10 protein-coding genes are annotated in these 16,204 nt (G+C 47.5%); 6 read left to right on the forward strand and 4 right to left on the reverse strand.

Features of this window, described 5'->3' with window-relative positions:
• Positions 1-65: 65 nt before the first annotated feature.
• Entirely contained in the window at positions 66-2,213 is a 2,148-nt protein-coding gene (glyS, locus tag QUA23_RS25935; RefSeq protein WP_333076849.1) for a glycine--tRNA ligase subunit beta, read from the reverse strand.
• Positions 2,214-2,349: 136 nt separating this feature from the next.
• Here glyS and QUA23_RS25940 point away from each other — a divergent pair, with 136 nt between their 5' ends.
• Both QUA23_RS25940 and QUA23_RS25945 read left to right on the forward strand, forming a co-directional pair.
• Complete coding sequence (locus tag QUA23_RS25940; RefSeq protein ID WP_333076851.1) at positions 2,350-3,477, forward strand: HetZ-related protein 2; 1,128 nt, start codon at positions 2,350-2,352, stop codon at positions 3,475-3,477.
• A gap of 604 nt (positions 3,478-4,081) precedes the next feature.
• Positions 4,082-5,143, forward strand: a complete 1,062-nt coding sequence (locus tag QUA23_RS25945; RefSeq protein WP_333076853.1) for a hypothetical protein — start codon at positions 4,082-4,084, stop codon at positions 5,141-5,143.
• Between the two features lie 272 nt (positions 5,144-5,415).
• Here the strand turns inward: QUA23_RS25945 and QUA23_RS25950 are convergent, their stop codons facing one another.
• The 3 genes from QUA23_RS25950 to trpB form a co-directional block, all read right to left on the reverse strand.
• Positions 5,416-6,048, reverse strand: a complete 633-nt coding sequence (locus QUA23_RS25950; protein ID WP_333076854.1) for a ribonuclease D — start codon at positions 6,046-6,048, stop codon at positions 5,416-5,418.
• 132 nt (positions 6,049-6,180) lie between these two features.
• Complete coding sequence (locus tag QUA23_RS25955; protein ID WP_333076855.1) at positions 6,181-6,687, reverse strand: CAP domain-containing protein; 507 nt, start codon at positions 6,685-6,687, stop codon at positions 6,181-6,183.
• Positions 6,688-6,756: 69 nt separating this feature from the next.
• On the reverse strand, positions 6,757-7,995 hold the full coding sequence (gene trpB / locus QUA23_RS25960) for a tryptophan synthase subunit beta (protein WP_333076856.1): 1,239 nt from the start codon (positions 7,993-7,995) through the stop codon (positions 6,757-6,759).
• Between the two features lie 240 nt (positions 7,996-8,235).
• Between trpB and QUA23_RS25965 the strand changes: the two genes are divergently transcribed.
• The 4 genes from QUA23_RS25965 to QUA23_RS25980 all read left to right on the forward strand — a co-directional run.
• Positions 8,236-8,604 carry a translation initiation factor gene (locus QUA23_RS25965; protein ID WP_333076857.1) on the forward strand — a complete coding sequence of 123 codons (369 nt, stop codon included), beginning with the start codon at positions 8,236-8,238 and terminating at the stop codon, positions 8,602-8,604.
• Between the two features lie 152 nt (positions 8,605-8,756).
• Entirely contained in the window at positions 8,757-9,350 is a 594-nt protein-coding gene (recR, locus tag QUA23_RS25970; RefSeq protein WP_333036394.1) for a recombination mediator RecR, read from the forward strand.
• Between the two features lie 349 nt (positions 9,351-9,699).
• On the forward strand, positions 9,700-11,796 hold the full coding sequence (locus tag QUA23_RS25975) for a prolyl oligopeptidase family serine peptidase (protein ID WP_333076858.1): 2,097 nt from the start codon (positions 9,700-9,702) through the stop codon (positions 11,794-11,796).
• Positions 11,797-12,569: 773 nt separating this feature from the next.
• Positions 12,570-16,204, forward strand: a 3,635-nt coding sequence (locus QUA23_RS25980) for a DUF4347 domain-containing protein (RefSeq protein ID WP_333110582.1), incomplete at its 3' end; no start/stop codon positions are given.

The raw sequence follows: 16,204 nt of genomic DNA on the forward strand, positions 1-16,204 counted from the left end.
CCGATTTTTTTTGTCGCATAAGGTGCGCATTGCGCACCCTAGCATGATGATTTACCGTGAATTTTTTAACCTTTTACGATCGCCCCAAAGTCAGCCAACACCCGCGCGTGATTCCGCAGCAAACCCAGTAAATTCAACCGATTTTCCTTAATTCCCGGGTCAGAATCCATCACCAAAACGCTTTCTGGCCCGTCGAAAAAGTTGCTGACAGTCGGAGCAATCTCAGTCAAGCTATCTACTAACTGCTGGTAATCGCGAGTTTGTTTGGAGAGCAGCGTTTGCGGCACTAACTGCACTACTGCATCGTAAAAAGCTTGTTCAGACGATTTTTGAAATAACTCTGGTTTCACCGCATTTTTCGGTTCCAATTCAACTTTATCCAAATCTCCTTGAGCCGCCAAACGAGTTGAACGGTTGACTGTTTCGTAAATTAGATCCAAAGTCTGGTTATTGCGGATTTCTTGGAGAAAAAGTGCTCTTTCCAGTGCGTCCAACAAATCTCTCAATGCTCGTTCAGTATATTCTGGGTCGTTTTCTCCCAAAACTGCATTTACCAAATCATAATCTACATTCTTTTCTTCTTGCAACAAAGTCCGAATTCTTTGTAAGAAAAACTCGTATAACTGTGATAGCAACTCCGCAGGTGTTTCTGGGCGTGCTGCAGTAAATTCGGCAACAGCTTCTGCAAGCAACTGGTGCAAATTGATTGGCAACTGACCCGCCCAAATAATGTTAATTATTGCATTAGCGGCGCGGCGCAAAGCGAAGGGATCGGATGAACCAGTCGGCAACATTCCCAAGCCGAAGATGCTGACTAAAGTATCTAATTTGTCGGCTATTCCGACAACTTGACCTGTGAGAGTTTGGGGTAAATTGTCGCCCGCCCCTTTGGGCAAATAATGTTCAAAAATCGCTGTGGCTACTTCTTCGGATTCGCCACTTGCTAAGGCGTATTTCTGCCCCATGATTCCTTGCATTTCGGGAAGTTCGTAAACCATTTGGGTTACGAGGTCGGCTTTGCAAAGTAAGGCAGCTCTTGCTATGTAAGCTTGTTCTTCGCCTGTTATTTGCAGTTGAGTGGCGATGAGGCTGGCAATTTTGCACAGACGATCGACTTTTGCGCGTACTGTCCCCAAATCTTCCTGGAAAGTAACTGTTGCCAACTTGGGCAAATAATCCTCTAGAGGCTTTACCAAGTCTGCTTTGTAGAAAAACTGACCGTCTGCCAATCTCGCCCGCACTACTCGCTCGTTACCAGCAGCAATAATCGCCGCTTTAGCCGGGTCGCCGTTGGAAATTGTAATAAAATAGGGCAGCAGTTCAGGAAAATCCGGGCTTTTGAGAATCGGAAAATATCGCTGGTTTGTAACAATAATTGTGGTGATTACTTCCGGTGGCAATATCAAAAATTCGTCGTCAAATTTCCCGACAACTGCATTCGGCCATTCTACTAAGTCTGTGACTTCTTCTAACAAGTCTTCCGTAATGTCGGCGTAACCGCTTTGTTTTGTTGCTGCGGCTTCTACTTGTGCTTTAATTTGATTTTTGCGCTGGGATCGATCGACCTCCACGCAAGCAGCCCGCAGACACTCGACATAATCCTCGGCTTGCGGAATCGAGACAGGCTGCGGATGTAACACCCGGTGTCCTTGGGAAATCCGATCGCTCTTGACCGTATCCGAACCGCTCACCAATGTAATTGGCAGTACAGTATCATCTAACAGTGCCACGAGCGATCGAATCGGGCGCGGAAACTTCAAATCTCCGTCGGCCCACCGCATAAATCTTTTGCCTTCTAACTTATTAATCCACTGCGGCACAAGTTCTGTCAAAATATCCGCGGTCATCCGCCCCGGAATCTTTTTGAGCACAAACACAAAATCGCCTTTATCGGTAGCGCGAACTTCCAAAGCATCAATTTCTACGCCCTGCTTTTTCGCAAAACCTTCGGCTGCTTTCGTCGGTTTGCCATCTTTAAAAGCCGAACTCGCGGGCGGTCCTTTTACCTCTTCTTCTCTATCTAATTGCTGAACTGGCAGCCCTTTCACGAGAACGGCCAAACGCCTCGGAGTAGCGTACACATTAATAGAGTCATTTGTCAAGGATTCTTCTGCCAGCGTTGCAGGTATAAGTCGCTGCCACTGCTGGGCGCTGCCTGCGACAAAAGATGCGGGCAATTCTTCTGTACCGAGTTCTAATAAAAAGTTAGGCATATCGCACCGTAATGGAATTTTGTTTAGGGTAATTTAAGGTAATTTATCCGATCGCGCGATCGTATATCTGAAAAATACTCAAAAATCCAGGATACCACGTAAAATCGGGGGTGAAAGACAATATTCTCGACAGCCCATGACCTTGGCGGAAAGACTAGGACAAGATTGGAAGTCTCGACTCGAACAAGATTGCCCGCAGGAGAGTTCTAGCACTCGCGAGAGTGTTGTCCGCTGGCTGTTGGGAGACAAGCCCGAAAGATTTGACACTCTTAGCCCAACTCAATTGTCTGTTGCCTCTGGGGCGATCGACTTTTTATATCGAATTTTGATTTCTCGGTATCTGGGAGTACCGCCAGAAAAAGCTTACCGCAACTTGATCGGGCGGCTCGGCGGCTTGGTTGTGCTCCGCCAAAAAATCCAAGCGTGGGTTTCCCTGAGTCGCGACAGACAGCGGAGTGCGGTGGAGGTACTGCAAGAAGTGATCCAGGAAATGCTCAATTCCGATCGCTACCTGCAGCAGCAAGTCGCCTGGATTGCCGAATGCACCTCAGACAGACGCCTGCGAAATGCTTTGCTGCTAGCGAGCACAGAAGAATACTGCTTGCGCCCGATCCGCAACCAGCCGCTGCTGGTGTACCGTTTTGTCAACTACTTGCGGCGTGCCCAGCGGGGCGGGTTGACGCAAGTGCCTGCAGGAGACTGGGTGCGGCTGGTGTCGGAACAGGTTCTACCCGACGATACAGACGAACCGCTCAGCCTGCTAGACGAACAGGCAATGTCCGAGTATCGAGAAAATCAAGCTTGGGAAGAGCAGCAAACTCAGCGGCAGATTGTCCAACAAGAATTTGAGAATTACTTGGCCGCTGAAGTCGATCCGCTGGCTTCCCGGTGGCTGCGGCTTTACCTGCAAGGCCGTTCCCAAGAGGCAATTGCCGAGGAGTTGAAGGTTCCGATCAAGCAAATTTACCGCTTGCGAGAAAAAGTTAGTTACCACGCGATTCGGGTTTTTGCGGTCAAACAAGCACCGGAATTAGTCGCCAACTGGCTGGAAACTTCGCTCCAAGAACACAGTTTGGGCTTGACTCCCGCTCAGTGGCAGCAATATTTACAAGACCTCACACCGGTGCAGCGGCAGTTGCTAGAATCGTTGAAAGCAGGGAAAAGTGTAGAGACGATCGCATCGGAATTAAAGCTGAAAACCAATCAAGTCATCGGCGAGTGGAGCAAACTCTATTTAGCAGCTCAATCGCTCCGCAACGAGTAGATTGGTAATGGGTGGCAGGCAATTGCTAATTGTTAATTGGCGGTAGCATTTTTCAGAATCCGCGCTACAAATCAATTACCCAACAGCCACAGACTGCTGCGAGTTTCCCTGTGGAAAACCGGGCGATGCCGCTTGTATCAAATCAGGTTAGATCGATCGGGATTTTGTAGCCCTGCCGTGACGATCGCGCTCCGAGACGATCGCAGTCAGCTCTCTGAGGTAAGATACTAGCAGCACGATCGACTTTTGAGGATTTTTTAACCAATCCTAAATTCAGCGGTTGCCCGTAAATCATCGGTTGTGGTGCATCTCTAATACTTGTGCATTAAAGACATAATTCTATTGTTGCCAGCCACGGGCATCAATCTCGGGCGATCGATGATAGTGGGTCTAGACTGCGCTAGTCATCATCTAGTTCTCAATCTGTTGGTAGAGTTTGAGGCTGCAATACAGAAGGGAGAAAATTCTGGGACTAAGGATTTTTCTTTAATAAAAGCTTCCGGTTGTTAGGCCAATTCCTCCGTCAGGGAAGTTGCAGCGTTTAATTTTATCGCATCAGGTTGGTGCGTCGCGCTCGATCGCGCTTCCAACTACAAAGCAGCTAATGGTACATACATCTTCAACAGACTCCGCAGCTACAATGGACTCCGATCGAATATTTCACCTAATCGATACAGTTGTCCCCTTTGAAGCTTGCCTTTACTATCAAGTTTTGCCTTTATCTCTAGAAGGTAATCTGTTTAAATTGGGTGTAGTCGATGCCCAAGATGACTCCGCCTTGGACTACGTGCAGCGGATTTTAGCTTACATGAATTGCTCAGTCACAACAGAGCCAATTGCCTCGGAAACTCAGCGCTCGATGCTCTCAGCTTACTTGCTGCACGGGAACCAACTCCGAGAACCGAGCCAGACAGAAACCGCTGCAGCCCCAACACCCAAAAAACCCGCACCAGCAACTTCAGGCCCCAATGCAGCAACGCTGCTGTCTGTGCCAGAACCCTCGATGCCCGCTCCTGAGCGGTTTAAACCTGCTGGCGCTGAGGTTCCCCCGACACCGACACAGCTATCGGTTTTGAATGTCGAGGCTTTGCACTTGTCAAGCCAAGTGGAAGTTTTGGCAACTTTGCCCGCGCCCCAACTGCTGCAGGAATTGCTCGGTAGAGTGCTGCGAGAGGGTATCGGCCGCCTGTTTTTTGAGCGGCACCAGTCCCAAGGTCGCATTCTTTGGAGTCAAGATGGCGTTTTGAAATCGATGCTCGAAGGTATTGATATCGTCCTTTTCCAAGAGGTCATCGACGAGTTGAAGCGGCTTACAGATATGCCTGTTTGCCCGGTGGAACAGCCCAAACAAGTCGAAGTTGAGCGCATATATCAAAACACTCATTTGCTGTTGCGCTTGCGGGTAATGACGGTGGGTGGCAAGGAAGAAGCCACCCTGCAAGTTTTGCGGGGGGCAGCTTTGAGGTTTTACCAGCAGCAGCAGTTGTCTACTTTGAGTCGGGACGCCCTGCGGCTGGCCGAAGAATTGCAGCGGAAAGTGAATCAAATTCGCGATCGAACTCGGCTTTCTCCTGTGCCTTTAGAGGGGTTGCCCGCTTTGGAACAGGTGGTTAGAAATGTTGACGACCAAATTGAGGCTTTACTGCACGAACACAATCCCGAGTAGCCCTAATCAGCAATAGATGACTGTTTTGAATCTTTTTTAACTCACATCAAGTCCGGTCAAATAATAATAATTACGTTTGTAGTGAGGACTAAAGTCCGAGCGAGTTTTATGATAACTCAAGTTTTCACTACAAACCAATTTGATGGCAGTTCTGCGAGGTGACAGCATATTATACCAGTTCCCCAAAAAGAAGCGAACTTTATGCCCGTACTCTAAACCCTGGTATTCATCATTCATTCCAAGTCTTCTAAAATCTAAAATCTAAAATTGTATTAGCCGTGCTCGAAAACATCCTTGTACTGCAATAAATCCAAACTCACAAAAACGGGCAAACACTGAAAACATTGCTGTGCAATTTCCCAGCGTTCTTCTCGCTGCAACATAGCAGTCAACTTTTGTTTAGCGCTCAGCAAATAGCGGACATCGTTAGCAGCATAATTTAGTTGATCGTCCGAAAGATTAGTCGCATTTCCCCAGTCGGAACTTTGAGATGTTTTATTTAATTCTACCTTTTCGAGTTCTAGAATTAATTCTTTCAATCCGTGTTTGTTGGTATAAGTTCTAGCAAGTTTACTAGCTAGCTTGGTGCAGAAAACTGGTGCAATGTCAATACTTAAATTGTAACGCATTGTTGCCATATCAAAGCGCGCAAAATGAAATACTTTCTCAATATTTTCGGCTTCCATTAACTTCTTTAAATTCGGTGCTGCTGTCTGGCCTTTGGCAATCCGCACCACTGCAACTTTACCTTCGGGATTGCACAACTGAACCAAACACAAGCGATCGCGCCAAGGTAGCAAACCCATTGTTTCCGTATCAACCGCGATCGCCTCTGCTGTCAAATAATAAGATAAGAGAGAATCGGGAATATCACCATCGCACACTTGAAAATCTGCAAATTCCATTATTAGTAATTGTTGACTGTTGACTGTTGACTGTTAACTGTTGACTGTTGACTGTTAACTGTTGACTGTTGACTGTTGACTGTTAACTGCCTTCTTCCTTCTTCCCTCTTCCCTCTTCCTTCTTCCTTCAAATTACCGACTGAGAACAAAAAGCTGAGTAAAATAATACTCACCTTTGGCATTTTTGGCAATTCCAATACCTGTCACATTAAACTGACCTTCCATATTTTTGCGGTGGCCGTCACTTTTAATCCAACCCTCAACAGCATTGCGTACCGGGTCCCTGTAGCCAAAATTATAAGCAAGATTTTCAGCTACACTTTTATAAGGAATCGTAATTGCTTTCGCCCGCCCTTCAAATCCATCGTGGCTAAAACTTACTTTACCCTTAGCCATATCTTCGCTGTGAATTCTTGCTATCTGAGTGATTCGCGGATCGATAGTCAGCGGTGGCAACTTTTTAGATGCTCGGTATTGATTGATCTGTTGGTTAACCGCTTTTTCTAAGTCAGTAATAGCACTCGAAGCAACATTAGTATTCATGGGAGTTTGTGGCAGCGATCGCGTAGGAATAGAGGTGTCACACTTAGGCAGGATTGTCAACAATCCCAAGCACATCAAAATTAAACCTTTGGACATGAAATCAAACGAGAAATAAAGTTAATTGTTACCAATTCCTACAGAGCGATCGCCCCACATTCCGCTAACCTAGATATTCAGAACCTTCGCTACAGTGTTCACGTCTTTATCGCCGCGTCCGGAACAGTTAAGCACAATGCGCGGATTGCCTGTTAGCTGAGGGCACAGAGTCTCTAAATAGGCGATCGCGTGAGCAGTTTCCAAAGCCGGAATAATCCCCTCCAACTGCGAAAGCCGCTGAAATGCTCCCAGCGCTTCTGCATCAGTTACGCTATAATATTCAGCCCTGCCCGCATCCTTCAAATAACTATGTTCCGGCCCCACACCCGGATAATCCAAACCCGCACTAATCGAATGTGGCTCAATCACTTGACCTTCATTATCTTGCAGCAAATAACTCATTGCCCCGTGTAGAACTCCCACACTTCCCTTAGTCAAAGTAGCAGCGTGTTTATCAGTTTCCACGCCTTCGCCCGCCGCTTCAATACCGATCAATCTGACAGTTTCTTCCCCGACAAACTCATGGAAAAGACCCATTGCATTAGAACCGCCGCCGACGCAAGCTAATAAAATATCCGGCAAACCACCCCACTTTTCCTGACACTGAGCGCGGGTTTCTTCACCGATTACCGCATGGAAATCGCGTACCATCATCGGGTAAGGATGCGGGCCCGCTACGGAACCGAGAATGTAATGAGTTGTTTCGACATTTGTCACCCAGTCGCGAATCGCTTCGGAAGTCGCATCTTTCAGCGTTCCCGTACCCGCCGCCACCGGCCGCACTTCGGCTCCCATCAAGCGCATTCTAAACACATTTAAAGCCTGTCTTTCCATGTCGTGAACGCCCATGTAGACAACGCATTGTATACCGAAACGAGCACAAACTGTGGCAGTAGCAACGCCGTGTTGACCGGCACCAGTTTCAGCAATTACCCGCTTTTTGCCCATACGTTTTGCCAGCAATGCTTGAGCTAAAGCGTTGTTGATTTTGTGAGCACCGGTGTGGTTTAAATCTTCGCGTTTGAGGTAAATTTGCGGGCCAGTTCCGTCTGCTTTAGCGTAGTGTTCGGTGAGGCGTTCCGCGAAATACAAAGGGCTGGGGCGGCCGACATAATCTTTGAGCAATTGTTGGAGTTGCTGTTGAAATTCCGGTTCGCTGCGGTATTTGTGGAAAGCGGCTTCTAGTTCAAATAAAGCGGGCATCAGGGTTTCGGGGACGTATTTGCCGCCGAATTTGCCGAATCTGCCGAGGGAGTCTGGGCGTTGGGCGCTGGTTTCGGTGGTGAGATGCAGAGGGGTGACTGTCATTTGATTTTAGATTTTAGATTTTAGATTTTTTAGATTCGCGGGTAAGCTAGAGGCTTGGTATGGATCGTACCAAATCGGTTGTGGACTTGAGGCGATCGCACAAATTTCATTATAATTCCTTGAACGCTTGACGGGCTAATACAATAAGTAGAAGATAGAGCGCATTCCGAGCGATCGCAACCATACCCCAATCCGCTAAAACTAGAAATACCAGTAAAAAAAGTTCAAGCATTTTAACCTATGGCAGCATCAAAACGCAAAGATTCTGACAGCCAAACAACCGAGGGCAAACGAATAGTTTACTCCGAATTTGGCAACGTTGACAACTCGGCAGCCCTCCAACGGGGAGTTGCCGAAGTTCCCCCCAATCAACAAAACCTCAAAATCGAAGCATCCCGAAAAGGACGAGGCGGCAAAACAGTTACAGTCATCAGCGGCTTTCAGGAAAAACCCGAAACATTAGCAACTTTAGCCAAGCAGCTAAAAGCTCAATGCGGTACTGGCGGCACAGTCAAAGATAATGAAATCGAAATTCAAGGCGAACACAAGCAAAAGCTTCTAGAAATTATCACAAAGTTAGGCTACAAAGCTAAAATTAGTGGAGGGTAAATTAGTCAATAGTCATCAGTGTATGGGCGGGACGAGTTTATGATATACTTAGTTTAAAACATAGATGGTTGGTAAAACCCGCCCCTACATCGCGCCAATTCTACGGTCGCGAATCAACCAGAAATGATATTACCAATTACCGCCAATTTTTAATGTACACTCGACCTTTAGCTCGTTTAATCGAACAATTGCAGCGCTTGCCAGGAGTCGGCCCAAAAACAGCCCAGCGTTTAGCTTTACATATTTTGAAACGACCCGAAGAAGAAGTGCAAGCCCTAGCTAAATCTTTGATTGATGCCAAACAGCAAGTAGGTTTCTGTCAAGTATGCTTTCACTTATCTGCTGACCCTGTTTGCGAAATTTGCCGCAATACCAACCGCGACACTCATACCATTTGTGTAGTGTCAGAATCCCGCGACGTAATCGCTTTAGAAAAAACGCGGGAATATATGGGTAAATATCACGTTGTTGGCGGCGTTATCTCGCCGATGGATGGAATTGGCCCGGAACAATTGAACATTCAACCGTTAGTCCGGCGCGTCAGTCAGCAAAAGGTTAAGGAAGTAATTATTGCTATTAGTCCCAGCGTGGAAGGCGAAACTACTACTCTTTATATCGGTCACTTATTAAAACCTTTTACCCTAGTGACGCGCATAGCTTTTGGTTTGCCGATGGGGGGAGATTTGGAATATGCCGATGAAGTTACATTGGCTCGCGCTTTGGAAGGAAGGAGGGAGTTGGATTAGTTGAAAACGGGTGATGGCTGATTTAAAAATAAGAGAAACGAACTGCGAAGACGCCAAGGACACGTTCGGCGAAGCCGTTCCCGAAGGGTAGGAAGAGAAGAGAGGATGAAGAGTTTACAATTGATGCGACGACAGCTATATCCTAAGCTTCTGCGATTGCTTCGCTGAGGCTCGTAATGACAAATTTGTAAGATATGAAACCCGCGTCGGCGGGTTTTGTCTGTGTAGCGACAGGTTTCAACCTGTCGGGTATTTGGTATTTGCTATTTGGTCTTGAGTTTCGTTGTTCCCTGTCGTCACTGCCGCGAAAGGGTAAACTGGAAAAAGTTACCGAGAGTAGTAAAAAATCATGACCAAATTCGATCGACCTTTCACCTACCCCACAACCCCCAAAATCGACCAAACAGACGACTACCACGGCGTCCAAGTACCCGATCCTTACAGGTGGCTGGAAAATCCCGACTCTGAGGAAACCCAAGCTTGGGTGGAAGCCCAAAACGCAGTCACCTTCGGCTACCTCAACGAAATTCCGGCGCGGGAAAAAATCAAACAGCGCCTGACTCAACTTTGGGATTACGAGAAATACGGCATACCTTTCAAAGAAGGATCTCGCTATTTCTACTACAAGAATGACGGTCTGCAAAATCAATCCGTACTCTATACTTTAACATCCCTCGACAGCGAACCCAAAGTATTAATTGACCCCAACACACTCTCAGAAGATGGAACCGTTGCTTTGGGTAGCGTAGCTATCAGCGAAGACGGCAAATATATGGCTTACGGTTTGTCAACCTCCGGCTCGGATTGGCAAGAATGGAAAGTCCGCGATATCGAAACAGGTGCAGATTTATCGGATCATTTAAAGTGGGTGAAATTCTCAGGCGCCTCTTGGACTCACGACGGTCAAGGCTTTTTTTACAGTCGCTACGACGAACCCAACGAAAAAAGCAAGCACGAAGACGTTAACTATTACCAAAAACTGTTTTACCACAAATTAGGAACACCACAATGTGAAGACGTATTGATTTATGATCGCCCAGACCAAAAAGAATGGGGATTTAGCGGCGGCGTCACTGAAGACGGCAAATATCTAATTATATCAGTTTGGCAGGGAACTGAAACAAAAAACCTGATTTTTTATAAAGACTTAACTGCCCCTGAATCGTCTGTTGTAGAACTGATTAACGAATTCGAGGCAGAGTACAGTTTCATCGACAATGAAGGCCCTCTGTTCTGGTTTCAAACTGACTTAAATGCACCCTGCGGCCGGGTAATTGCGATCGACACCAACAACCCCCCTCCTTTATCCCTCGCTGGCGATGACAGTCAAGGGAAATTTACAGAAATTATCCCCGAAGCAGCCGAAACCCTCCAAGGTATTGGCATCCTCAACAATCAATTTGTGGCTTCTTATCTGAAAGACGCCTACACCAAAATTAAAATCTTCAACTTAGACGGCTGTTTCGCGCGAGAAATAGCTTTGCCGGGAATCGGTTCGGCGGGAGGATTTGGCGGCAAGCGGCACGATACCGAAACTTTTTATGCTTACACGAGTTTCACTACACCAAACACTATTTACCGCTACAACATGGTGACGGGCGAAAGCACAATTTACCGCCAGCCGAATGTAGATTTTAACCCCGACGATTACGAGACTAAGCAAGTATTTTATCCCAGCAAAGACGGCACGCAAGTACCGATGTTTATCACCCACAAAAAAGGCTTGCAGCTTGATGGCAATAACCCCACTTATCTTTACGGATACGGCGGTTTTGGCGTGTCGCTAACTCCGAGTTTTTCTGTTAGCAATGTGGTGTGGCTGGATCTGGGCGGAGTTTATGCGATCGCCTGTTTGCGGGGCGGCGGCGAGTACGGCGAAGAATGGCACCAAGCAGGGACAAAGTTGAACAAGCAAAACGTGTTTGACGACTTTATAGCTGGCGCTGAATGGCTGATCGAAAACAAATACACCAAACCTGCCAAATTGGCGATCGCAGGTGGAAGCAACGGCGGTTTATTAGTAGGGGCTTGCATGACTCAGCGGCCGGAATTGTTCGGTGCGGCATTGCCCGCAGTCGGAGTTATGGATATGCTGCGCTTCCACAAGTTTACCATTGGTTGGGCCTGGACTTCGGAATACGGTTCTCCCGAAAATGCCGAGGAATTCCCGACAATTTACGGCTATTCTCCCCTGCACAACCTCAAACCGGGAACGGCTTATCCGGCGACAATGATTACAACTGCCGATCACGACGATCGCGTGGTTCCGGCCCACAGTTTCAAGTTTGCTTCTGCTTTGCAAGAAACCCACGCGGGAGAAAAACCCGTGTTAATTCGCATAGAAACTAAAGCGGGACACGGGGGCGGCAAACCTACCGCTAAAGTGATTGAAGAATTGGCTGATGAATGGGCTTTTTTAGTGCGCGAACTCGATATTGACGCTTAGCAAGCCGCGTTAGAGGGTGCGATCGACGCAGTTTGATGATTTAGATAGAAAGACGGTGTAAAGGGCGATCGTACTTTTTGAAATGAAGGGCGATCGTTTTTTTTGTGACCGCAATCCTGCTATTAACATATATAATTTTCCACTTTGTTTTTATTAACTTTTGTAGCGTTTAGTGGCTATTATTACATGGCTGTGAGTTTACTGCACGCCAAATTAGTATAAGTATAAATCTCTAGAAATACGGTACTCTCAACTTTTAAGAGCGATCGCATCTCAAAGTCAAAATCTGCCACTTTTTAGAAAATTAATATTTTCAGTATATTTACGGTTCAAGCTGTCTGAGCCAGCCTCGATATCACCAGACGAAGAACAGCGGTATGAGGGGTCTCACCCCTTATGCTGATAAATCCGTAAGTAATTTACCATATAACTAACCTTAGACCTGATATCATTTTTCCCAAAAATAGAGCATCTTGGCTAATACAAAGGCTGTCACCCCTTATTCATGTTAGAATTTGCAGCCATCTGCCGCATCAGGACATCCAAGGGCGATCGCAGTAATTCCTGTCTAATGATTGACTAACATCACAAATAACAAATACAGGTAACTATTATAATTTGTAAATAAAATAATTTTTAAAACTTTATAGTTTAAAGTTTATCGTCATCTATGAAAAGGGGTAGCTTAGATTTAGCAACCAAATTAACCAAAAATCAAAACCATCCCTAATCTGTCAAATTGGTCATCTACACAAACACGGAAATCTACCAATATGGAAACTAAAATCTTGAGACAAGCTAGCCATAAAGCAGAGACGGCTAGCCGAAAAAATCTAGCGATTGTGGATTCACAAGTAGAAAACTACCAAGAGTTTCTCAGGGGAGTGAAACGCGATACAGAAGTAATCCTGCTCGATAGGTACCGGGATGGAATCGAACAAATCACCGAAATTGCCGCCTCGCGGCACAGCCTCAACAGCATTCAAATAGTTGCTCACGGCGCATCAGCATCAGTAGAAATCGGCTCAACAGAACTCAATATTCACAATATAGAAACCTATTCCAGCCAATTGCAGCAGTGGGGAAAAGCTCTCAAAGAAACAGGTAGTATTCTGCTGTTAAGTTGCAACACAGGCGCCGGGGAATCAGGTCTAAATTTTATACAAAAACTCAGCGAAATAACAGGAGCAAATGTTGCAGCTTCCAATAATTTAACTGGTAGTGCAGCACTAGGTGGCAACTGGGAATTAGAAATTACTACAGGACAAATAAATACCGAAATAGCCTTTAAAAAAGCAGTCCTAGAAGGCTACACATCAGTCCTGGCTACCTTAGCGGCTGAAGAATTTAAAAATACAACAGTAATCGGGCCTTGGATATATGGAGTTGGCAACACCCTTACACCTAGCCCCGGCTTAACCGCAGGTAGTACAGCCAACCCCAGCGGCGTTATTCCCGCTTTAGGGATTGGCGATGCACTCGGAACAGGTACTTTGAGATTAACATCAAATCAATTAAACCAAGCAGCTTTTGTAATCTACAATAACCCCATCTCGGCCACTGAAGGTCTGAGAGTTACCTTTGATTTCTTTGCCTATAACAGAGGTACTGTCCCTCCTCCGGGGGGTCCGTTCCTTGGTGCGGATGGGATTAGTTTTTTCCTCATTGACGGAACAGCTACGCCAACACAAGCCGGAGGCTACGGCGGCTCTCTCGGCTATGCTCAGACTAATAATCCCAATAATCCTGCTCTGTTTTCAACTGGTCTTTCAGGAGGTTATTTAGGTGTCGGATTAGACGAGTTTGGCTTTTTTTCCAACAATAATGCAGGGCGTGTGGGTGGCACTGGGCAGCTACCTGATGCAGTAGGACTTAGAGGCAGCCAAAGCACAGCTTATAATTTTTTAACTAGCACTGTCGTTCCCGGTGGGATAGATAATATAGCTGCACCCATTCGCACTACTCCTAATACTAAAAGAAGCGTCCAAATTACATTATTCCCGACGACTTCAGCAACACCTGACCGTCTGACAGTTGCCTTCGACTTGAACAGCAACGGCACATTTGATGCGGGCGAAACACTGCTCGATATACCAAATTTGGCAAGCGTAAACGGAGAAGTGCCACCTACTTTTAAATTTGGCTTTGCTGCTTCGACAGGGGGAAACACAAACATTCACGAAGTTAACAATGTCATCGTCCAAAGTATAGATCCGCCTACACTCGTAGCCGACGTTTCCATTGTTAAAAAAGGCCCCCTCTATGCCATACCCAATAGCACCATTACCTATACAATTACCTCTACAAATAACGGGCCAAACAGCGCCGAAAGCGTCCTGATTCAAGATCCGCTCCCAGAGGGCTTAACTTTCGTCAGCACTGACAACGGCGGTAGTTTCAATCCCACAACGAGGACGGTCATCTGGCCGGCGATTCCGACTCTGGCTAACGGTGCTAGTGAAACCCGCACCATCACCGCCACAGTTTCCCCAACACTCAGTGCTCCCTTAACTAACACTGCCTATAGCACCTCCAGCACTTTCGACCCAAATCTAGCTAACAACAATAGTTCCCAACCCATCTCTCAAGTCTCAACTACAATTGTTGCTGCTCTTGCCGACCTCGTTACCACCAAAACCGGGACTACGGCAGCAGCACCGGGTGAAACAGTTACTTACACAATTTCCACAGTCAACAACGGGCCAAGCACAGCCGAAAACGTCACCGTTACCGACAGCATTGTTCCCGGTTTAACAATAGTTAGTCTATCCAACGAGGCTGTTTACAATGCAGATACTGGGATTGTCACCTTCCCAGCGATTCCCAGCTTGCCTTCCGGTGCTCCTGCCATTAACACAGTCCGCTTCATCGCACCTGCATCTGCATCTGGCAGCGTCACCAACACTGCCAGAAATACCTCAGCTACCCCAGATCCTTTTCCTGAGAACAACAACGGCACTGATCCGCTGGCTACAGTCACCACAACTCTGACACCTAGTGCCGATGTCGTTACCAGCAAAACCGGGACTACGGCAGCAGCACCGGGTGAAATAGTTACTTACACAATTTCCACAGTCAACAACGGCCCCAGCACAGCCGAAAACGTCACCATTACCGACACCATCGTTCCAGGTTTAACAGGAGTCAACGGCGGTGTCTACGATGAGAATACAGGTATTGTCACCTTCGCGCCCGTTCCCAGCTTAGCCAGCGGTGTCACCGTCAACAACACAGTCAGCTTCATCGCACCTGCATCTGCATCCGGCAGCGTCAGCAACACCGCCAGAAGTACCTCAACTACCGCTGACCCCACTCCGGGCAACAACGCATCTACAGTCACCACACCTCTGACACCAACTCCAACTCCCAACCAACCGCCAGTTGCCAACAATACCAACTCCAGCCTAGGGCCCAACAGCAGCAGGTTAGTCACGGGATTGGGAGGCAGCGACCCCGACCCGGACGGGTCGATCGTCTCTTACACCATCAACACTCTGCCCCCAGCAGACCAAGCCGTCCTGTTTTTAGGAGACCCAGCCAACGGCGGCGTACCAGTCACAGCAGGTCAAGTTCTGACTCCTCAACAGTTGCAGCAACTATTTTTCTTCACAACAGGCAACTTTACAGGAACCAATTTCACCTACAGCGCTACAGACAACAGCGGTGCTATCAGTCCACCCGCTACCGCTACAATATCTGGACTGATAGCGCCCACACCAACTCCAACTCCAACTCCCACAACTCCAACTCCCACAACTCCAACTCCCACAACTCCAACTCCCACACCAACTCCCACAACTCCAACTCCCACACCAACTCCCACAACTCCAACTGACAACCAGCCGCCATTGGCCAACAATGCCAACTCCAGCCTCGGTCCCAACAGCAGCCAGTTAGTCACGGGATTGGGAGGCAGCGACCCGGACGGGTCGATCGCCTCTTACACCATCGACACCTTGCCCTCACCAGACCAAGCAGTCCTGTTTTTAGGAGATCCAGCCAATGGCGGCGTACCGGTGACACCAGGCCAAGTCCTGACTCCAGAACAGTTACAGCAACTATTTTTCCAAACAACTGGCAACTTTACAGGAGCCAATTTCACCTACAGCGCTACAGACAACAGCGGCGCCTCCAGTCCCGCGGCCGCTACTGTGACGGCTATCTTGCGGCCGGTTGCGCCAAATCCCACACCAACGCCAACTCCAACTGACAACCAGCCACCATTAGCCAACAATGCCAACTCCAGCCTCGGACCCAACAGCAGCCAGTTAGTCACAGGATTAGGAGGCAGCGACCCCGACGGGTCGATCGCCTCTTACACCATCAACACATTGCCCTCACCAGACCAAGCAGTCCTGTTTTTAGGAGATCCAGCCAATGGCGGCGTACCGGTGACACCAGGCCAAGT

Source organism: Microcoleus sp. Pol1C5 (assembly GCF_036701115.1).
Lineage (GTDB): Bacteria > Cyanobacteriota > Cyanobacteriia > Cyanobacteriales > Microcoleaceae > Microcoleus.

Excerpts from the sequence above, each read along its gene's own strand:
- QUA23_RS25975 (WP_333076858.1), top strand. The coding sequence starts at position 9,700 with ATGACCAAATTCGATCGACCTTTCACCTACCCCACAACCCCCAAAATC.
- glyS (WP_333076849.1), bottom strand. The coding sequence starts at position 2,213 with ATGCCTAACTTTTTATTAGAACTCGGTACAGAAGAATTGCCCGCATCT.
- QUA23_RS25945 (WP_333076853.1), top strand. The coding sequence starts at position 4,082 with ATGGTACATACATCTTCAACAGACTCCGCAGCTACAATGGACTCCGAT.
- QUA23_RS25955 (WP_333076855.1), bottom strand. The coding sequence starts at position 6,687 with ATGTCCAAAGGTTTAATTTTGATGTGCTTGGGATTGTTGACAATCCTG.
- QUA23_RS25965 (WP_333076857.1), top strand. The coding sequence starts at position 8,236 with ATGGCAGCATCAAAACGCAAAGATTCTGACAGCCAAACAACCGAGGGC.
- trpB (WP_333076856.1), bottom strand. The coding sequence starts at position 7,995 with ATGACAGTCACCCCTCTGCATCTCACCACCGAAACCAGCGCCCAACGC.
- recR (WP_333036394.1), top strand. The coding sequence starts at position 8,757 with ATGTACACTCGACCTTTAGCTCGTTTAATCGAACAATTGCAGCGCTTG.
- QUA23_RS25940 (WP_333076851.1), top strand. The coding sequence starts at position 2,350 with ATGACCTTGGCGGAAAGACTAGGACAAGATTGGAAGTCTCGACTCGAA.
- QUA23_RS25950 (WP_333076854.1), bottom strand. The coding sequence starts at position 6,048 with ATGGAATTTGCAGATTTTCAAGTGTGCGATGGTGATATTCCCGATTCT.